At 51.4% G+C, this 19,537-nt stretch carries 21 protein-coding genes; 12 read left to right on the forward strand and 9 right to left on the reverse strand.

Annotated elements, in window-relative coordinates:
- Positions 1-25: 25 nt before the first annotated feature.
- Positions 26-592, reverse strand: a complete 567-nt coding sequence (locus ACQKLP_RS17505) for an RNA polymerase sigma factor (protein ID WP_427324131.1) — start codon at positions 590-592, stop codon at positions 26-28.
- Between the two features lie 363 nt (positions 593-955).
- On the opposite strand from ACQKLP_RS17505, the gene ACQKLP_RS17510 reads away from it, so the two are divergent.
- Complete coding sequence (locus tag ACQKLP_RS17510) at positions 956-1,711, forward strand: sulfite exporter TauE/SafE family protein (protein WP_427324132.1); 756 nt, start codon at positions 956-958, stop codon at positions 1,709-1,711.
- A gap of 54 nt (positions 1,712-1,765) precedes the next feature.
- Here the strand turns inward: ACQKLP_RS17510 and ACQKLP_RS17515 are convergent, their stop codons facing one another.
- Together ACQKLP_RS17515 and ACQKLP_RS17520 are read right to left on the reverse strand one after the other, a co-directional pair.
- The gene (locus tag ACQKLP_RS17515; protein ID WP_427324133.1) at positions 1,766-2,143 is read right to left on the reverse strand and encodes a hypothetical protein; all 378 of its coding nucleotides are present in this window, start codon (positions 2,141-2,143) and stop codon (positions 1,766-1,768) included.
- Positions 2,144-2,289: 146 nt separating this feature from the next.
- Complete coding sequence (locus ACQKLP_RS17520) at positions 2,290-3,300, reverse strand: NAD(P)-dependent alcohol dehydrogenase (RefSeq protein ID WP_427324135.1); 1,011 nt, start codon at positions 3,298-3,300, stop codon at positions 2,290-2,292.
- Positions 3,301-3,432: 132 nt separating this feature from the next.
- On the opposite strand from ACQKLP_RS17520, the gene ACQKLP_RS17525 reads away from it, so the two are divergent.
- The 5 genes from ACQKLP_RS17525 to ACQKLP_RS17545 all read left to right on the forward strand — a co-directional run bounded on the left by ACQKLP_RS17525 (position 3,433) and on the right by ACQKLP_RS17545 (position 7,301).
- Positions 3,433-4,578 (forward strand): serine hydrolase domain-containing protein, encoded by a 1,146-nt coding sequence (locus ACQKLP_RS17525; protein WP_427324136.1) that lies wholly within the window; start codon positions 3,433-3,435, stop codon positions 4,576-4,578.
- A 339-nt stretch (positions 4,579-4,917) separates the two neighbouring features.
- Positions 4,918-5,589 carry a M24 family metallopeptidase gene (locus ACQKLP_RS17530; protein ID WP_427324137.1) on the forward strand — a complete coding sequence of 224 codons (672 nt, stop codon included), beginning with the start codon at positions 4,918-4,920 and terminating at the stop codon, positions 5,587-5,589.
- A 14-nt stretch (positions 5,590-5,603) separates the two neighbouring features.
- Positions 5,604-5,975 (forward strand): hypothetical protein, encoded by a 372-nt coding sequence (locus ACQKLP_RS17535; RefSeq protein ID WP_427324138.1) that lies wholly within the window; start codon positions 5,604-5,606, stop codon positions 5,973-5,975.
- Positions 5,976-5,986: 11 nt separating this feature from the next.
- Positions 5,987-6,448, forward strand: a complete 462-nt coding sequence (locus tag ACQKLP_RS17540; protein WP_427324139.1) for a GNAT family N-acetyltransferase — start codon at positions 5,987-5,989, stop codon at positions 6,446-6,448.
- A 421-nt stretch (positions 6,449-6,869) separates the two neighbouring features.
- Positions 6,870-7,301, forward strand: a complete 432-nt coding sequence (locus ACQKLP_RS17545; protein ID WP_427324140.1) for a DUF1801 domain-containing protein — start codon at positions 6,870-6,872, stop codon at positions 7,299-7,301.
- Here ACQKLP_RS17545 and ACQKLP_RS17550 read toward each other — a convergent pair.
- Together ACQKLP_RS17550 and ACQKLP_RS17555 are read right to left on the reverse strand one after the other, a co-directional pair.
- Positions 7,285-8,064 carry a CHAD domain-containing protein gene (locus tag ACQKLP_RS17550; protein ID WP_427324141.1) on the reverse strand — a complete coding sequence of 260 codons (780 nt, stop codon included), beginning with the start codon at positions 8,062-8,064 and terminating at the stop codon, positions 7,285-7,287. The two genes, ACQKLP_RS17545 and ACQKLP_RS17550, sit on opposite strands and share 17 nt — an antisense overlap.
- Positions 8,065-8,147: 83 nt before the next feature.
- Positions 8,148-8,567, reverse strand: coding sequence for a hypothetical protein (locus ACQKLP_RS17555; RefSeq protein WP_427324142.1), 420 nt, complete (start codon positions 8,565-8,567; stop codon positions 8,148-8,150).
- A gap of 207 nt (positions 8,568-8,774) precedes the next feature.
- Between ACQKLP_RS17555 and ACQKLP_RS17560 the strand changes: the two genes are divergently transcribed.
- A complete protein-coding gene (locus tag ACQKLP_RS17560; protein WP_427324144.1) occupies positions 8,775-9,269 on the forward strand; it encodes a RidA family protein in 495 nt (164 codons plus the stop codon).
- Positions 9,270-9,276: 7 nt separating this feature from the next.
- Here the strand turns inward: ACQKLP_RS17560 and ACQKLP_RS17565 are convergent, their stop codons facing one another.
- On the reverse strand, positions 9,277-10,164 hold the full coding sequence (locus ACQKLP_RS17565) for a winged helix-turn-helix domain-containing protein (protein WP_427324145.1): 888 nt from the start codon (positions 10,162-10,164) through the stop codon (positions 9,277-9,279).
- 198 nt (positions 10,165-10,362) lie between these two features.
- Between ACQKLP_RS17565 and ACQKLP_RS17570 the strand changes: the two genes are divergently transcribed.
- The 5 genes from ACQKLP_RS17570 to ACQKLP_RS17590 all read left to right on the forward strand — a co-directional run bounded on the left by ACQKLP_RS17570 (position 10,363) and on the right by ACQKLP_RS17590 (position 14,946).
- Entirely contained in the window at positions 10,363-11,064 is a 702-nt protein-coding gene (locus ACQKLP_RS17570; protein ID WP_427324146.1) for a DUF2461 domain-containing protein, read from the forward strand.
- A 215-nt stretch (positions 11,065-11,279) separates the two neighbouring features.
- Complete coding sequence (locus tag ACQKLP_RS17575) at positions 11,280-12,476, forward strand: serine hydrolase (RefSeq protein WP_427324147.1); 1,197 nt, start codon at positions 11,280-11,282, stop codon at positions 12,474-12,476.
- 234 nt (positions 12,477-12,710) lie between these two features.
- The gene (locus tag ACQKLP_RS17580) at positions 12,711-13,577 is read left to right on the forward strand and encodes a helix-turn-helix domain-containing protein (protein ID WP_427324148.1); all 867 of its coding nucleotides are present in this window, start codon (positions 12,711-12,713) and stop codon (positions 13,575-13,577) included.
- Positions 13,578-13,639: 62 nt separating this feature from the next.
- A complete protein-coding gene (locus ACQKLP_RS17585) occupies positions 13,640-14,377 on the forward strand; it encodes an SDR family oxidoreductase (protein WP_427324149.1) in 738 nt (245 codons plus the stop codon).
- 224 nt (positions 14,378-14,601) lie between these two features.
- Entirely contained in the window at positions 14,602-14,946 is a 345-nt protein-coding gene (locus ACQKLP_RS17590; protein WP_427324150.1) for a hypothetical protein, read from the forward strand.
- A gap of 137 nt (positions 14,947-15,083) precedes the next feature.
- Here the strand turns inward: ACQKLP_RS17590 and ACQKLP_RS17595 are convergent, their stop codons facing one another.
- From ACQKLP_RS17595 to ACQKLP_RS17605, 3 genes are all read right to left on the reverse strand, one after another.
- Entirely contained in the window at positions 15,084-15,767 is a 684-nt protein-coding gene (locus ACQKLP_RS17595) for a TetR/AcrR family transcriptional regulator (RefSeq protein WP_427324151.1), read from the reverse strand.
- 211 nt (positions 15,768-15,978) lie between these two features.
- Positions 15,979-17,457: a PQQ-binding-like beta-propeller repeat protein gene (locus tag ACQKLP_RS17600; RefSeq protein WP_427324152.1), complete on the reverse strand. Its 1,479-nt coding sequence runs from the start codon at positions 17,455-17,457 to the stop codon at positions 15,979-15,981.
- 18 nt (positions 17,458-17,475) lie between these two features.
- A complete protein-coding gene (locus tag ACQKLP_RS17605; protein WP_427324153.1) occupies positions 17,476-19,527 on the reverse strand; it encodes a tetratricopeptide repeat protein in 2,052 nt (683 codons plus the stop codon).
- Between the last annotated feature and the right edge of the window lie 10 nt (positions 19,528-19,537).

Here is a 19,537-nt window from a genome sequence, read left to right on the forward strand (position 1 = left end):
GAGTTCCCTATCCGGCTAAAAAAAATTAATTCATTTCCTGGACGATGTGCGAAATGACGGCGAGGTAAATGGAGGTCTGGAGGATTTTGCGCAGCTGGATATTGGCTTTCACGAGCTGGCTGTCGACCGTTTTGGTGGAGATGCCCAGCAGTTCGGAGATTTCCTTGTAGGAGTATCCATAAATGTGGCGCAGCTCGAATATTTCTTTCCTTTTCGGGGGAAGGGTTTTCAAGGCGGATTGCACGTCTGTCCGCATTTCGAAGGCGATGTCTGCCGACCCGGGCATCGCGATATCGGGCAGTTCGGCAAAATCAGGGAAGTGCTGGCGCTTGCGGGCTTCCTGGCGGAGCCAGTCGATGAAAACCTGTTTCGTTTTCCGGAAGATCTGTTCGTTGAGGGGCACGTCTGCGGCCAATGTGGCGCGGTATTTCCAAACCTTGATAAAAACCAGCTGGGTAAGGTCTTTGGCAGCTTCAGGACTATGGGTTTTCCGCGCCAGGTAATCGTACACTTTCTCCCAGAACATCCCGAAAACGTCCGTGAAGGCCGAGTAATCCCCTGATTGTAAAGCCGCTACTCTGTTCGCGTCCATAGTTTATTGCTTGTGTGCGGATTTCGAAGAAAAGTGATCAGTAACGTGCGATATAGAACTGCCGGGGCAAGTTAATATTTATAAAATGCTTATCTAATTTCCGGGCGGTTTATTAATATTAACTTAACAGGCTTACAGGCATTTAAAACAAATACGAATCAAAAAACACTAATTGCAAATTCTGGTTGTGCCGACGCTCGAACGAATGTAGAAAAAATTATTTATTCCTGCAGGACAGGCGCCATAAAGTTTCCGGAAAACGCCTTTCAAACCATGGATAACCCGTTCATTTTTATTATCTTGTGAAGATTTACCGGGAACCGTTCTACTATTCATTTTCCCCGTTGCGGGGGTATCGGAAGTATGCTTTTGACCATTATATATTTAGTATCGATCAGCTTTCTCGCCACGCTGGTCCGTTCCACTTTCGGGTTCGGCGAATCGCTGATCGCCGTTCCGCTTTTCGTGCTTTTCATTCCCCTTTCCGTGGCCGTACCCTTGTCCGTGCTGATGTCGATTTTCGTGGCGGCGGTGGTGGTGGTGCAAGACCACAGGGCCATTCATTTCAACAGCGCCAAATGGCTTATCCTGTATGCTTTGCTGGGCATTCCCGTGGGGCTGCTCATTCTTTCCTACGGGAACGAATATTGGGTGAAGATCGGACTGGGTACGCTCATCATCGGATACAGCATTTTCGCATTGCAGGCCAGGCAGTCCGCAAAGTTGGAGCACGACAGTCCGTTCTGGCTGTTCATCTGTGGTTTTTTATCCGGCGTTTTGGGCGGGGCATACGGGATCAACGGGCCGCCGCTCGTAGTATACGGCAACAAAAGGGGCTGGAGCGCGCAGCATTTCAGGGCCACCCTGCAGGCCTACTTTCTGCCGGCGAGCTTCATCGGTGTGGTGGGATATGCGGTGCAGGGGATGTTGGGGTGGACGGTTTTGCAATACTTCCTCATCTGCCTGCCGGCCATGCTGCCGGCAATCTTCCTGGGCAAATACCTCAACCGGAAATTACAGGGCAACGCGTTCTACAAGTACGTGTATGGCGGATTGATCGCTATCGGTGCATTGCTGATTTTTTTCACGATGGCCGGGTTGGCGCAGGAACTGCATTAACGGAAAGGCACATCGTTCCGGATGTGCCTTTTTATTTCAGCAAAACCAAATGTATTACGGTATCGGCTGTTTGCGGCCCATGGCGATGAAAGCGATCGCGAAAAACGAATGCACCGCCACAAAAATGTATGTCGCGGGCCGGGCATGATGAAAAAGCCCCCAGATATCCAGCAGGGCGATCGTCGAAAAGCCGACAATGTTGCCCATCACGATCGCGCTCCGCGCCCGGGATGGCGGTTCGTTCCGTACCATCCAGTCCAGTACGGCGATGCCCAGCAACGGGCTCCCGTACACCCGCAAATAAGCGATCAGCGCAGGCGAAGGATCGGCGGGGACCGCTCCCACCCCGAAAACCTCCGGTACCAGGATGAAGCCCAGGCCCGCGATCACCAGGTAAACCGAGGCCATGATAAACAGTGCTTTCAGTTTCATATGCGATGTATTCCGGCAGGGAACGCATGTCCATGATCAAAGCGTTTCCAACAACATGCGTGGTTCCCGGTAAAAAGGAGAATTGCAATAATGACGAAGTCATCCTCCTTAAAATTATCGAATTATATCGACATAAAATTATCGGCTCATGCAACAACAATAACGATCTTGCCCTTCACTTTCCCCGTACCGAAATACCGGAACGCATCCGCCGTTTCCGCGAGCGGATATTCCCGGTCTATGACCGCCTGCAGCTGCCCCGCTTCGAACAGTTGCGACAACAGTCCGAGGTCTTCCCTGTTGGGGCGGTACCCCATGATCCCCAGCTTCCGGCCGGAGCCGGCGGAAATCAATTTAGGCAGCACCATCATCTGGAACAGCAGCCAGCCCATGGATCCGCCGATCATGGAGAATGTCCCCCCGGGCCGGAGCGCCCTTTTGTAATCGGCGGCCGACCGGTGCGCAATCACGTCGAGCACTTTATCGTATTGCTCGCCGGTACGCGTATAGTCTGTCACCGTATAGTCGATGCAATGGTCCGCCCCAAGTCCGCGCAGCATGTCGAATTTGGAAGACAGGTCCACACAGGTCACTTCCGCGCCGATGGATTTGGCGTATTGCAGCGCCAGCGTGCCTACGCCGCCACCGGCACCGTTGAGCAGGATGCGCTGCCCGGGTTGTACGGGCCCGAAGTGCCGCAATCCCTGCAAAGCCAGCAAACCGGCCTGGGGCAATGCTGCGGCCTGCGCGAAAGTCATGGCTGGCGATTTCCTTGCCAACAGTTTCCCTTTCGCAACAACATATTCCGCAAACCCGCCGAACCCGCTCTCCGCGATATCGCCGAACACTTCATCGCCCGGCCGGAAATCACTGACGTTTTTCCCTACGGCGGCCACCGTTCCGGCCACATCTGCGCCCAGCACCGGGCACCGGGGCTTGCGCAAACCGCCGATCAGCCGCACCAGGAACGGTTTTCCCAACAACAGGTCCCAGTCCCACGAATTGATGGACGCGGCATGGACTTTCACCAGCACTTCATCATCTTTGGGAACGGGAACGGGAATTTCCTGGATTTGCAATTGGTCTGGGGAGCCATATCGATGGTAGCGGATCGCTTTCATGGAAAGTATAGGTTGCTGCGTTAGGTTTATTGCCATAAATATAATGGAATGCGTTGAATCTCGGCATGCGGAAATTTTTCGCCGGGAGCCGGGCGGCCCGTAAAATTAACTTTTCAAAAAGGCGTATTTTATGTAGCTTTTTAAAAAAAGCCCTCATCCCGGAAACCCATGAAGAAAATCGCCTTGCAGCTCATCGCCGCCTTTACCTGCTTATCGCAGTACAGTAACGGGCAAACACCACATGACCCGTCTGCCATAAAAAGCAATAATCCCCTCAAAACCCGGTTAGACAGCCTTGTCCACCGGGCTGCGGAGCAATATATGCGGTCGCCGGTCACATTTGACCTATCCATCGGGATCATCAAAAACGGCATCTCCCATCAATATTTCTACCACCGCGGGCCGGGCCCCCTCAGCAGCAAAGCCACCCTTTTCGGCCTGGGCTCCATCGCCAAGACTTTTACCGGCATCCTGCTCGCAAAGGCCGTAATAGACAGGAAGCTGCAACTGGACGATGATATCCGCAAATATCTCCCCGGCCAATATCCCGATCTGCAATACGACGGCCAGCCTGTAAGGATTGCAGATCTGGCGAACCACACATCCGGGCTGCCCGCCATGTCCAGGGAGTATGACGAAAGTTATCTCGACAACATCGTCAAATTGCCACCCCGCCTCTTCCGGGATTTTTACCGTGTTTATACGGCAGACAGCCTGTTCCGGGACATGCATCATTTCAGGCCGGATACCATTCCCGGCACCCGATACCGGTATAACGGCAACGCCATGATGGTGTTGACCGCCATCCTCGAGCGGGTGTATGGCACTTCCTACAAGGAGCTGGTGACTTCTTTCCTCCGCCGCCAATTGGGAATGGCACATACCACGCCCTTGCCTACGGAGGAAGAAGAAAAGCGGTTACCGCCTGGTCATGATGCGGATGGGAAACCCTTGCCGTTCATTCCGGACGCGGGTTTCAGGGCAGCGCCTTCCATGTTTTCGACGCCGGCCGATATGCTCAGGTTCGCCGCAGCCAACCTGGAAAGCAGGAATGCCGCCATCCGGCTATCCCATCAAACTACCTTTACCAAACCTGACGGCATGCGCATGGGCCTGGGCTGGATGATGGGCGAGGAAGAAAACGGGATGCCATACATCATGCATACCGGCAGAGATGGATGCGGCTTTTCCGCACTGCTTTACCTTTATCCGGACAGCGGCACGGCAATTATCTTGCTGGTGAACGACAGCAGCGGCCAGGACAGGCTGGCCGGCCTGAAGGATGATCTGGTCCGGCGCTTCGGTCAACGGTAAAAACCGCAGCAGGACAGGGATAAATTTATTTCTGTCCTGCATGTCCTGCGGGGGGGTCGGCGATGAATGCCTGCGCGAGCGCCGATACCATGGAACCCCATCCTATCACTGTTACCGAACCTTTCATTTGATTTGCTTTTTTGTTTACAGGAGCAAAACCAGGACAGGCCAAATGTTCCATCAATACGGGATAAAAGATTCAGTTGGGGGAAAAATTTGTTCCTGTGCCACATCGGCTATGTCCCGGAAACCGGCAAGTGCGGTTGTTAACCCGAAATTCCCTATTTTCGTTTTCCCTGATAATACTAATCTCACCTCGCCCTCTTAATTACACCCATCATGACCACCAAACAAAAACTGCGCGAGGCAGAACACATCGCTGAACAACTATTTGCCGCCGCCGAAAGCCGCGGGCTCATCGTTGCCGGTAAAACGGAAAACCAGCTCAACACGGAGATCTTCCAGTTGGCCGACGAGCTGTTCGGCATCAAAAAATACTGGCATAAGCGCATCATCCGCAGCGGTCCCAACACCCTGCATCCTTACAAAGAAAATCCGCCTGACCTGTTCCTGCAAAACGACGACATCCTCTTTTTCGACTTCGGGCCCATTGTGGAAGACTGGGAGGCCGACCTGGGCCGCACCTACGTCATCGGCAACGATCCCCACAAGCTCCGCCTCAAACGGGATATCGAAGATGCCTGGCAAACGGCCAAAACCTGGTTCCATCAGCACAGCACGCTGAGCGGCGCGGATTATTTTCATTATGTGGCTTCGCTGGCGGAACAAAAAGGATGGACTTTCGGCGGTGAAATAGCCGGCCACCTCATCGGCGAGTTCCCCCACGAGCGGCTGGAGCCCGGGAACTATGGGCTGTACGTGCACCCGTCCAACCACAACGACATGTTCGCCCCGGATGCCAACGGCCAGCCCCGCGAGTGGATCCTGGAGGTCCATTTCGTGGACCGAGAACTGCAGATCGGCGGTTTCCACGAACAATTGCTCACCTGAACCAATCCGTGCCCATGCAAACCCTGGTGATCATTTGCGGCGTTTATAGCCTCGGCTTCGCCGGTTTCCACATTGCCTTCTGGAAACTGTTCGGATGGAAGAAAGACCTAAGCAACCTGCGCTTTTACAACAAAGCCATCCTGCAGATCCTGAACCTCCGCCTGATCTACGTTTTCGCGTTCACGGCGGCCATGTGCTTCATTTTTCCCCGTGAATTGGCCACCACGGCGCTGGGCAAAACATTCCTCGCCGGGAACGCCGTCTTCTGGCTGGGCCGCACCATCGAGCAGTTCATTTTCCTGCGGCACAACAGCCGGATGGTCCGGATACTGACGGGTATCTTCATCCTGGGGTTCATCCTGTTTCTCCTCCCCGTTATCTTTTAAAACCTGATTATATGTCTGATTATATCATAAGGCCCGCCACCAAAGCCGATCTCCCGGCGCTCCTCGCAGCTGAGCAGGCCATCATCGCCTGGGAGCGCCCTTTCGATCCCGGTCTCGCCAAAGACCCTATCTCCTATTACGACCTCGGCGCCATGATCGGCCGGGACGACGTGCTGCTCATCATGGCGGAAATCGACGGTCGGTTGGCAGGTACCGGCTACATCCTGCGCCGGGCCAACAAACCTTATGAAACCAACAGCCATCATGGTTATATCGGTTTTATGTACACGGCGCCGGAACATCGCGGCAAAGGTATCGCCACAGCCATTATTGCACGGTTGCGCGGATGGGCGGTGGAGAAAGGATTGAAGGAAATCCGGCTGGACGTGTACGACGAAAACGCCAGCGCCGTACGCGCGTATGAAAAAGCGGGGCTTAGGAAGGTGTTGGTGGAGATGCGGATGGATTGCTGAAGCACGGCAGGATTGATTTGCAAAAGTTCCGCCGAAACGCTAGTTTAACGTCCGAAACAAGCCAAATGACTGAAAAAAAATTACACGATTTAACCGACGCCGAACTTTTACAGGTTGCCCGGAAACTGAAAGCAACCGCCATCATGAATGCCGTACTGATAGGATTTGTAATAGGCGTCCTTATCTACAGCCTCATGAGAAACAAATTCGGGTTCCTGTCGCTGATACTTTTCTTCCTTGCGTATAAATTGATCAACAATTCGAAATATAATCGCAAAGAGGTGGAGGAGTTGTTGAAGGAACGGAATTTGAAATAACTTCTCAATCTACTAAATACAAAAGCCGCGCAGATCACAGATTTTCGTGGCTTTTGTATCTTCATCGTTCAAAGGAAATCCAGCATCATCATAATATTTCCCCCATGAACATCGAGGATCAAATCGACAATTACATCGCCGGCCAACCCGGGCCCAAGCGCAGCGACATGCACGCTTTGCACGCGTTCATATTGCAACTGTTGCCGGGATGCAGATTATGGTTCCTCGATGGCAAGAACAGCGAAAACAAAACCGTGTCCAACCCCAATATCGGATACGGAATGTACACCATCAAATATGCAGATGGCAAATCCCGGGCGTTTTATCAAATCGGCCTCAGCGCCAATACAACCGGTATTTCCGTCTACATCCTCGGTATTGAGGATAAGACGTACCTGGCACAAACGTACGGGAAAACACTGGGCAAGGCCAGCGTGAGCGGGTATTGCATCAAATTCAAAACCCTGAAGGATATTAACATCGATATACTCGCGGCAGCGATAAAAGACGGTGTCAACTTCACGAATGCGCGTTAGCAAAAACGCGCTTCTCAAAACCGGCGCCCATAGCGATAACGGCTGCACCTGCCCTGTCCCGCGCTTTTTCCAGCCTGCTAACGACCTTACTGCCTCCGGGCTTCCGTGAAGTGACCAGGGAAACGGTAATATCCAGATCATGCCATTTGCCGATAGCATCCTGCAATTGATCGAGGTAGGGGACGTTTATCTTTGACCGGCGCGATAACTGCCCCGGAAGCATACCGAGAAAATAAACGAGGGATTTTACTTCCTTCCGGGCGGGGTGCAACTGATCTGTGCCCGGCGATGCCACCATTCCGGCAATGGCACCCACCTTGCGGGACAGCCAACGCCTGACATCCCGCTTCCTGACAGGGCGCAATGTACCGAGGAGCTTCCTGAAAGTGTGCCTGAGACTTTTATCGAAATACGTGACATCCTCCCGGAACGCCACCGAGCGCTGTTCGATCTCCTGCGTTTCCCCGACGCAGAATGCTGCATCGGTAATGTGGTACTGCTGCATCAGTTGGAGATGGATCCCGGCGTCCCGGATCTTTCCGGCCCGGCGGAACATCTTCTTCAAAGCCCGGGGTTGGGACGGGCCTTTCTTTCCGCCACCGGGCGAACCGGCAAATTGCAGGAACGCCCTTACCTTTTTTATCTCCACCCGTATCCTGTGCAACGCGTCCTGGTCGCCGGATGCCGAATAAGCCATCAGATGGCGCCGGATGAGGAGCCATCTTTTGATGAGGTAATTGTATTGCTTCTTCCGTGTAAGCATGCGCCACGTTCTATAACAAAGTTAACGTGTTGCGCTGATACCGCGGGGTATGTATCTGCTCCGATCGAAATGCCGTGCGCAGGTCAGGCGGCTTCGTCCTGCAACCGGACCATGCAATGCACGTCTTTCCCGGTAATGTACCATTCCACGCAGTAGCCTTTTGGATCGATGTCCGGATGCGCCAGCAGCGCGTCGAACGCTTTGCCGATGGCTGGCAGGTCCTGGATGTAATTTTCGATGATGATGCGGCGGTACCTGCCTTTTTTCAGTACGATGGTGGGCAGATTGAACTGTTCGGGCTCGTTCGGGGAAAGGATTTCCGCGGCGGAACGGTATACGATGTCCCCTTCTTTTTCGGGCCGCGAAATGCCGTAGTAGCGGCGTTCCGTAGAAAACGGGACGATCTTGTGCAGGCGCTGGTGGGCATCCAGGATGCCGTCGGGGAAAGAAGTGGCGGTCATATATACGGCAACAACGTCCCTCTCCATGGTGATAATGTCCATTGCAAACTGTTTCCGCTAAGTTACCTGCCGCAAACAAGACCAAAGGGTGGCGAATACGTCATTCCTTCGGGGGAAATGCGTCAAATGGGCATCCGGGCATCACGGCATAGGCAGTAATACCTGGTTTTCATAGGTATTGCGGGAACCGGATTATCACCGTCAATCGACTATATTTAGCGATACAATAACTATTTCAACCGGTCGCCCATGACTACATCAACAATTCTCCGCTGCTTCTTGGTTTCGGTATTCGCCATAACCGGCTGTTCCAACAGCAAAGTGGCCACCCGACAACCGGCTACGTCCGGATTAACATCCAATATCCTCAAAAAGGAGAAATGGCACTGGAACCATCCGCAAAAGCAGAACGACAGTGCAGGATATGCGCAGGTGGTGAAGGCGGGCAATATGATTTATGTTTCCGGCGTTGCGACAGACGATGTGAGCCCCAAAGGTATCGCCAACGTATACAAAGCCCTGGGCCAATGTTTGAAAACCTTTGGCGCAACGCCGCAAAACATCGTGAAAGAAACGCTGTACACTACGGATATAGAAACGATGAAAAAGCACAACGAGGCCAGGAAATCCTTCTACAAGGGTGACTTCCCCGCTGCCACCTGGGTGCAGATCAGCAGGCTGTATGAACCGGGCGCCTGGCTGGAAGTGGACATCGTAGCACAGCTCCCGGAAGTCGGCAAATAAAGGATACTTACGCGCTCACTTCCAGCTTATAACCTTTACTGCGGACCACCACAATATTGATATCCGGTTCCGCTTCCAGTTTTTTCCGCAGTTTTGAGATGAACATGTCGAGGCTGCGCCCTACGATCACCCCTTCATCTTCCCAAATCTCCTTTTGCAGCCGGCTTCGCGCGATGGTTTCGTTGGGGGCCTGGGCAAAGATCCCCATGATGCGCGTTTCGGTGGCGGTGAGGTCGATGGTATTTCCCTGTACCGTCAATTGCCGGCTTTTTGCATCGAACAACACCGGGCCTAACGCAATTATTTCGGTATCCTGCTGGCGGGGGGCTTCCCTTCGCCGTGAAACCGACCTGAAAAACACAAATCCGGCAAATGCCAGCAATGGCAGGCTCCCCAAAAGGTAGCCATGCTTCGCCAGGTTCATTCCTGTGGGTTTGAATTTTACATCGATGACATATGGGGCTTTCGGCTGGACCCTTCCGATGCAGGCGATGATATCATCCTTTTTATCCGCTGCAACCGCGAAGCCGTAGGCTACACTGGCGTTGGGGTTCAGGACGTTCACCACGTAGTCTGTGGCGAGGGGGTCTTTGGCCAGCAAACGCCGGGTGGTATTCACCAGGGAATCCGGCCGGAAAGCAAGCCCTTTTTCAAAACTTATCTTGTATTCATTCGCCGCGACCTTTGTTACCGGGAGTACCCTTGAGGTGCGGTCGCCCGACTGCGCGAGTATTTCATCCCCGATCCTGCGCAGCAGCACTTCTCTCCTGGCGATCTCGAGGCCGTCCTGGCCCGTCAAACTGAAGGCGATGCCGATGATGGCGATGATCGGGAGGATGATCCAGCCAACCAGGTACCTGGGCTTCCGGGAGCCGGGATTTGCGTGATGGGACATACGATTTCCGGTTTTTGAAGGGTACAGGATGGATCACCATCCGATTCCCGTATAGAAAGGTACCAAAGTACTTTTGCTGTATCAAATTTTATCTGTGCGTGCCGCCATCGGAGCGGTAAATTCATTGCCTGTAAAAATATTTTAAGGGTGACGGGAGTACCCCTATCTTCGCGGTCATCAAATCCGTTTCCGTCAATTATGGCCAGTAAATATACATCCCCGGCGCAGATCCGGCCCTCGAGCCTCGAATTCCTGGGCAACCTCGCCGCCAACAACGACCGCAACTGGTTCAACGCCCACAAACCGGTGTACCAGGAAGAATTACAGCATATCGAGGCGTTCGCGGACGTGCTGCTGGAACAGTTATCGCGGCACGACCTTATCGAAACGCCTTCGGGAAAGAAAAGCCTTCACCGCATATACCGCGACGTGCGGTTTTCGGGCGATAAGCGGCCGTACAAAAGCAATTGGAGCGGCGGGTTCAAACGGGCGACGAAGTTCCGCCGCGGCGGGTATTACTTCCACATCGAGCCCGGTAACAGCATGATCGCCGGCGGGTTCTGGGGGCCGGTGCCGGAAGACCTGAAAAAGGTGCGGGAAGATATCGCCTTCGATCCCGCGCCGTTGCGGAAGATACTCCAGGCCGACACGTTCATTTCCACTTTCGGGAAGCTGGAGGGCGAACAGCTGAAAACCGCGCCCAAGGGGTTCGATACGGCCCATGAAGCGGTAGACCTGCTCCGGTACAAACAGTTCCTGCTCATCCGGCGGTTCACGGACGCGGAGGTGCTGTCGCCCGGGTTCGCTGCCGTAGCCGACCAGACGTTCCAGGCCATGCGCCCGTTTTTCGATTACATGAGCGAAGTGCTGACGAGCGATCCGAACGGGCAAGCTGGGTAATGCTGCAGAACAGCATGTGATGCTGCGATTTACATCAACTCACCGACGTTAATGTATACAGGCACGAACCAGGAATAAAAACCCGCCCGAACGAAAACTCCTGTCTTCGTGCCATTCCCCTGCTTTCGTTAATCCAATCCCCGCATTCATTAAAACAGCTCCCTCCTTCTTTCCCGCCCACTGCATCTTTGCCGCAAGAACCTCAAACCACACAAATGAAAACTTTACTGAAAAGATCCGCCGGGACACTGCTGTTCGCCGGCGCCCTGCTGGCTGGCTGCGAAAAGCCAGAGGTAATCATCCCCAAAGAAAAACCGGAAGGTACGCTGGCCCAGGCACCCGGTACTTCCCTCAAATTCAACCGGTCGCTTTTCACCCAGGCCCTGATGAAAAGTTTCACGGGCAAAACAATTGGTTACGGCTTCTCGATCGCACAAAACGGAGAAGTGGTAACAACGATTACGGCGGGCGACTCCCGCCGGCTGATGGACGGGCACCATCCCTATTTGCCGACTACGCACCAGGGAACGGCGGAGGCCACGCAAACCATCACCGCGCTCGCCATCCTGAAAGCGCTGGAAGCCAAAGGCATGGACGAAAACGCCTTTGTCTGGCAGCTGCTCCCGCTCAACTGGAACATTCCGGCAGCGAACAGGAAAATCACCGTCGCGCACCTGCTGACGCACACATCGGGACTGAAGTACATCGGTTACGACTATACTTCGCTGCGCACCACCATGCAAACACCCACCACGGGTTACGGCGACGCTTACCATAAAAACACCGTGGTAAACTACCATCTTTGCCGGGTATTGCTGGCCTGCATCGTCAACGGCGCGGGCTGGTATGCGCCCATGTCCGACAACAATGCGGATGAAGCAGTATCGCAATTCCACCGGAGCTACGTGCGCCAGGTCATTCTCGGTCCTGCTGGCATATCGAACCACTACCTGGCCGACCTCGGCCCCTGGAACAACCTGGGCCCTGTCTGGAACCCCAATTCTCCCGGGAGCTCCCAAACACTGTACTACAATTATTCGGAGCCGGTTTACCACGGCATTTCGATTTATACGGACTACAAATCGGGCGGCGCGGGCAACTGGTACCTGAGCGCAAAGGAACTGGCGCTCGTCCATGCAGCGGCGGAATCGCGAAAATTCGTGTCAGACGCGATGTTACAGCGCATGAAAAGCAAGCTCATGGGCTTCGACAGCCAATACAGGGGGCGGCATGGCACCTACTACTTTAAATCCGGAATGGCCTACGACAGCAAGTTCCGCGGCGTCAACACCATGATCGCGCATTTCCCCAACAATGTGCAGCTGGCGTGGAACACGAACTCCATCTCGAACGATATCGGCGTGGTAAAAGATGTGATCATTGCGGCATATGAAAATGCGTGGACGTACTAACCGGAGGGCTGATCCAGCATAAAATTGAAATTCACGTCCGCCGCAGCGGGGAACGGCCGAAACGGCGAGCGAAGCGGACGGATGCGCAGGAAGAGGTTGATTTGCAGTCATCCTCTTTTTTGCCTGTGAACGCCGGCATCAACCCATGGCTTTTGAGGAATAAGCCCCGCGCCTATTTTTTTAGTAGATTTACAATTGTTGGAAAACTTCCGACCGCATCATTATTTTCAATTTATGCAGGACCCAAAAGGGAAACATAAAGACCTTCCGAACGATGAGCTGGGTGTAAAGATCCGCTCGAACGACAATCCCTATGTTTCGCCGGACCTGCAAAACAAGCTCCTGCAGCCCCGCAAGCTGACTTCGTATTTTATCGTTTTCATCGAAAGCGGCGCCATTACTTACAATATTGACGGGCAGGACTTTCCCCTTACCGGCGGCCAGCTGCTTTTTGCCATGCCCAATCAAACGCTGGTACCGCCGGCCAAAACAGCCGATCTCAGGTACTTCAAGCTGCTGTTCGATAAAAATACCCTGGCGCTGTTGCCGCAGCCATTCGCCTTTTTACTCAACCCTTCCAACAGTCAAACCATCGCTTTGGAAAGCCCTGCGAAAGAAAGGGCCACGGTGGTTTTCGGGATTTTAGATCAATTGATGACTGCTGCAAACCAGGACACTGAAATTATCCTGGCCTATCTGAATACTTTGTTGTCTGAATTCAATAGCGCCTATTTCAGGGGCAACGGGCCCGTCAACATCGTGAACGCGAACCTTTCCAAGTTCGTGGAGTTCAAACTGGTCGTGGAATCGTCGCTCACGGAGCAACCTTCCATCCATGAAATCGCGGAGAAGCTGGCCCTGTCTACGAACAGCCTATACCGGATCGTGAAGGAATACGCCGGCACCTCGCCCAAAGATTACTTCATCAACCGCCTGATAACCGAAGCCCAGCGCAGGTTACGCTATTCCAATACTTCCGTCAAGGAGCTGGCGTATGAATTGGGCTTTAACGACCCGGATTATTTCTCCAGGCTCTTCAAGAAAAGTACCGGCAAGAGCATCACCGAATTTCTGCCCAGGCAGGATTTGTCGGGGAAATAGGCGGATTTGTCCATTTCCGCCATTGTACGGCCCGCTACTTTTGCCGTATAAAATTCATCCTCATGAAATTTGCATTAGTAACAGGGGCCAACAAAAGCATTGGCTTCGAAGTGGCATGCCAGCTTGCCCGGGAAGGGGTCCATGTGTTCCTCGGCAGCCGCAATAAAGCAAACGGCGCTGCAGCCGTTGATAAATTAAAAGCGATGGGATTCGAACATGTAGAAGCCATTGCGCTCGATATTACCAGCGATGCCTCCGTCAGTAAGGCCCGTACAGCAATCGGCAAGAAAACAAAAGTGCTGGACATCCTCGTCAACAATGCGGGTATGTTCGGCGGCCATCCGCAAACCGCGCTCAACGCCACGATCGACCAATTCAGGGCCACCTATGACGCCAATGTGTATGGCGCCGTAAGGGTGACGCAGGCGTTTATCGATTTATTGCGACAATCGCCGGCGCCGCGCATCGTCAACGTCAGCTCGAGCCAGGGCTCTATTACCCTCCACAGCGATCCTGCATATAAATACTATGACTACAAGGCCGCGGTGTACCTTTCGTCCAAATCCGCCTTGAATATGTACACCGTTGTGTTGGCGTACGAACTGAAAGACACCCAATTCAAAATAAACGCCGTTTGCCCCGGGTATACGAAAACGGATTTCAACGGGCACCGTGGCCCGGGAACTGTCGAAGATGCCGGGAAGCGGGTAGTGAAATATGCACTGATCGGCGACGATGGCCCTACCGGGAAGTTCTTCAGCGAGGAGAATAATCCGGACACAGGGGAAATTCCGTGGTAGCGGGGAAGAAAATAAATAATCGGCTTATTGTTCGACTACATATTGTATCTGAACACACAACACATGTTATCTTTATATAGCATAAATCAATTTTTCGAATTTTAATTCACATTGGTGTGATTTAATATTTAATTTCTACCTTCGCATGGAGAAGAGGGCGATGCAACGCCATTTGCTGCCACTTGAAAGATTTTGTTTGTCAATCATCTCTTAAAAAACGAAACATGAAACATCTACTTGGTGCATTAATTTGCACGACCATCTGGCTCACCGGTTCAGCCAACCATGCAACTCCCAAATCGACTGCCCCCGTTGTAACGAAGAAGGTAGCATTAAAAACAAATTCGAAAGAAAACAGAAACGAATTCACCGTTTCAACCACCAAAAGTGAAATGAAGGAAGGAAATTTCCGTATCCAGCGAAAATTCCTTTTTGAAGATGCGTGCGGCAATATGTGGATTATTTACGTTTCAGGACCCAGCACCGCAACCTACTCCCAGATGTATGGCGTAGCCCAGCATGACTTTGTAGCCGGTGCAGACAGCAACGGGTGCTTTCATGGCCTGTAATCTTTTACATATCCAGAACAAAGTTTAAAAATCAGTCTTGAAAGCGTGTAGCAGACGGCTCCCCTCTTTAAAAATACCCCAGGCGGGCCTGGGGTATTTTACAATTTGCCGTATCCGCGGTATGCTTAATGGGGCTACTAAGAAAAAGCCCATTCAATTATCTGCTTCAGGGTTTTCTTTATTTTCTCCTGCCCTTCTTCTGTATTGATATCGATCCCGCACATGGTCTGGCCGCTCATCTTGGCTTGCAGGGTTAAATAGTAAACGCCGCCGATCAGCAGTCCTTGCACAGCCCTGATATCGACTTCCTTATCCTTGAAAAAATTATCGCTGATACTGCTGAAAAGCGCTTCGCCCAGGCGTTCGCGTTCCTTATTCAGGTCTGTCAGGGGTTTGAAATTTTCACACAGGCTCCAGGTAATTATCTTCCGCATTTCCTTATCGGCCATCAAAGCATCAAACTGCCCTTCCAGCGTGGAATAGGCGATCTGCTTGCCGAAATCCGCCTTGCTTTCTTCTATGATTTCATCGATGTTCACCAGGTTCACTTTCCAGTAATCCTTGTTATTCAGATACGCCTTTACCAGGTTTTCCAAACTTCCAAAGTACTCGTAAATCAGTTTTCTGTCCACATCTGCCTTTGCGGCTACCCGGCTGATATTCAATCCGGGAAAACCCTCCTTTTTCAAAATAGCACCGACCGCCTTTAAAAGCTTGCTCTTGGTTCTTTCTTTATCTCTGATAGGGCCGCTGGTAATTTTTCTTGCCATTTTTTGCCATGTTGGTACCTGACAATTTCCGACTTTCCCATCGATTTTCAAGGGATATTTATGATTTCCCGGATTCCTGTATCCTGGCAGGGAAGTTAGTCATTGACAAACGAGCCAGGCACGCCCGGCGCCCCGGGGTCTGCGGTCAAAATAATAGCCTGCGATCACAACAGCCATTTGATCGGGAGCGCAGCCGCCAAGATTGGTCAGCAGGACCACGGCGATATCCGCTTCAGGATAAACCACTATCGCTGCCACGGACTTATTTTAATTTGTAAGCCCCTTTCAACGTAACACCATAGATGGCGCCGTCCTTGTCAATTGTCCAAACGGGAAGTCCACCGGTTTTCGATTCAATATTCCAGGGACTATTTACATCATATTGGAAAAAACGTTCGGGCAGGCTGCCTGTCCATAGCAATGTTCCTGTTTCTCCGTCAAAACCTTGCAGCCGTGTGTCTTTCCATTTATTGCTTTCATCGACAATTCTTTCCCCTACATAAAATGCACCGCCTGAACCGCAAAGCAAACCAGCATTTGCGGAAATTCGCCTTTTCCATACCAGCTTTCCATCGGTTGTGTTGTAACCCCAGATTTCCTTTTCCTTACCTGTTACTACTTCTGCTACTACGATGGTTCCTGCTCCTATGCGGTTGATGATTTGTTGCATGGGTTGAGGCTTCGTGGTCCAAAGGATTTTGCCCGTTTTCTCATCAAAGGCCCTTAATGCCTGGCCATATGGCTCACTATTGGGAACGGTTGCCCCGTCGAGGCCTTTTACTTTAATGATCACTTTGTGGTTTACGATAATCGGCAACCCATCATCCGACCGGTACGCATTATTGCCGCTTTTTTCGGTAATCGGCTGATCCGTGTGCCGCCAAAGCGTTTTGCCGTCTTTCAAATCAATGGCATGCAGCTGGCGGGTCGGCGGATCGGATTGGTCTTTGCTTCTTGCAGATAAAAATAACACCCCGCCCTCGGCCGCGCCGGCGCTGAAAGTGGGTTGATAATGCGGGTCCAGTTTATCCGGCATTGCCAGCATAAAACCGGTATTTTCCCAAAGTACCTGATCGAGACTTGTATTCAAGCCGCTTAATATGCTATACCCGTTTCTGGTAGATTGTGTTACTGCAGTAAATACATTGCCATAATTCCTGATGGGCGCACCGGACTTTATCAATTTTAATGAGCGCACGATCTTACCGGTCTTTAAACTGATCACATAGTAGTCTGCGGGGCCTCCATCTTCACGGGCATACCACATCAACACTTCATTGGAAGGCAATTCAAAAAACTGGATGGAGCCCATTGAGCCTCGCCTGTTCCCAGTTGCACAAATATCGCTGATCCGCCAGACGATTTTCCCGGATGATTTATCGATAATGGAGAGCCCGGCATTGGTTTCATTATTGCAACTGCCGGTGAGCATGTAATTCCCGGCAAGGAACGGCGCCCATACGCTCCACCATCCGGGGTTTATTTCCCATTGAACCTTGGGAGCATCTAAAATTGGCGGTGCCGCGAACTCGCGGCTGTTACAGGTTGTTCCAAACGCCCTGGTCATATTGGAGGCATCGTTGCATGGCGTATAAGTTGTAACTTTCCTTAACCTGGCCATGGCCGCCTCCCTTGCCCTGGGCGAGTCGTCGGGTACCTGTGCCTGAACCGGGTTTGCAGCCAGCAAAATCAGTAATGAGAAACCTTTGATGGGAGATATCCTTTCGATGAAGCATTTCATACTCAATGATTTTAACAATTATTTTCCGAATCCGCTGATTGCACCTGTCATACTTCCGGAAATCAAACTCATTTTTCCGGTTGCCGATACAGTTCCTGCCGAAGCCTCGCCATTTACATATACGTCTTCCACACCTTTACTTGTAAACTCCACGCCCATACCGGCTTTTACCGAGGCTTCCAGCGGGCCTTTGCCTATACTTTTTTCAAAAACCGTTGCTTCCACGGTCCCATTCACCAAGCGGTCAATGCCTTTGCTGTCAGATTTGTAGTTGAGATTTCCGCTTAAAGGCCCGCCGTTAAATTTAACCGTCATTTTATTGCAATGCGTTTCTATACTATTGCCACCGCCAAAGTTCAATGAGGTATGGTACTTGCAATGCATGTCATCAAAATCTGCCAGCTTATATCCAGATCCTTCAACCTGCTGCGCATTGCAATGTGTTTCGCCATGATAGGTTTCAATATACCTTGCACTCACCGCAACCAGCCATTCCTGCTTCGCCCCTATTTTTACCTGCTCAAATTCAGCATCGGTATATTTGAATTGCTTCCAATATAGTTCTTCGGTAATTTTAATGTATAGCTGGTGCAGGTAATTTTGATATGCTTCTTCCAGCGGCTTGTTATAATTGTCGTACACCCATTGACTGAATAGCTGCTTTACCTTGCACTCGTCTGTTCCCAAATCCTCTCCTTTTTTTGCATATTCAGATGTTTCCCCGGCACGTTCCCTATATGCTTTTTCCAGTTCTTTAATCTTCGCGTCTTTTTTTGCATTATAATCTTTCAGCAAAGCGTTAATAGCGGCTTTTGCAGTTTTGATCCGGTAGTTCATTCCGCCATCTTTACCCATTTCATTGAGGTTGATGTCGGCCATTACGGCATACACGCTACGCCCGTCGCTGTTTTTTGAAAGTGTAGGACCTGCTGCAAGTATTTCATTGGCTGTTTTCCCTTGTATCTTGTTGTAGGTTTCCAGTGCTTTCTTATTGTTGGCGGTAAGATATGGCTGCAGTTTTTTCGTCAATTCGCTATTTTTCTCGTTTACCTGCTTTTCAAAGGCATCCCATTCAGCTTTCAACTTCAGTTCAGACGCATAATTAGTGGGCGCTGCAGGGCGAATAATATTTTTTAGCCCCAACGGGTTGGGGTCGGGCTTAAATGGTTTCCGCATATCACTGCCCTTTATTTTGTAGCCCAGTTTACGCAACATATTAATTTTACTCAACGAAGCGCTGTATGACAATGAATTTTTCATTTTGTCAACCGCCTTTGTTGTGTTTCCCTTGCTTTGTTCGATAAGGCATTGGGTATAGTTTGCCTGTGGATGATAGGCGAAAGCCTTTACTGCTTTATCCAATTTTTCATTCGCCTTATCCATTTCTCCCAGGTAAAACCATGCTTGTCCCAGGTTATTGAGGATGGTGGTATTGTCGGGATATTTTTTGCCGAGGTATTCAAGCAATGGAATAGCCCGGTGCGGTGCACCGCCCATACTTAACATGGCGGCAAAGTTGCAGAGCAAGTCATCATCGGCGGCATTATCGGCACAGGCCCGGCCCATCAAATAAACAGCGACTTCGGGGTTACCTGTTGTCCAATGCCCTACGGCCGCATTACCAATGGCAAGGGCATCAAAATTGTTAACTTTAAAATCCTTATAAACCTGCTGCCCGAATAATTTCGCATCGTTTGCAATACTCTTTTCCACATACCCGTTAAGCGTTTTAACATAAGACGGCACCGTAGCAGCAACCAATGTTATTTGCGGGATGGCGCCAATAAGTGCCATATTTTTTGACGGCACGCCAAATCCCTCTCCACTACTTACAGCTGCTTTCACATCAGCATCGGAAACACCAGCAGGCAGAGCGGGAACTTTGGCAGACATGCCCAACTGCTCCATCATCCTTTTTTGTTCGGGGGAAAGTTTGTCCAGTTGCTGCTGCGCCTGATTAATCTTATCCTGTATTTCCTTTTGGCTGGCCGGGTTCCTGGATTGCGCCAGCACCGTCATGACAGAAACGAGTGCCATGAATAAAGTGGCGATATGTTTATTCAGATTCATAATAGCAGAT

Origin of the sequence: Chitinophaga sp. NPDC101104, assembly GCF_050277495.1 — a bacterium.
Lineage (GTDB): Bacteria > Bacteroidota > Bacteroidia > Chitinophagales > Chitinophagaceae > Chitinophaga.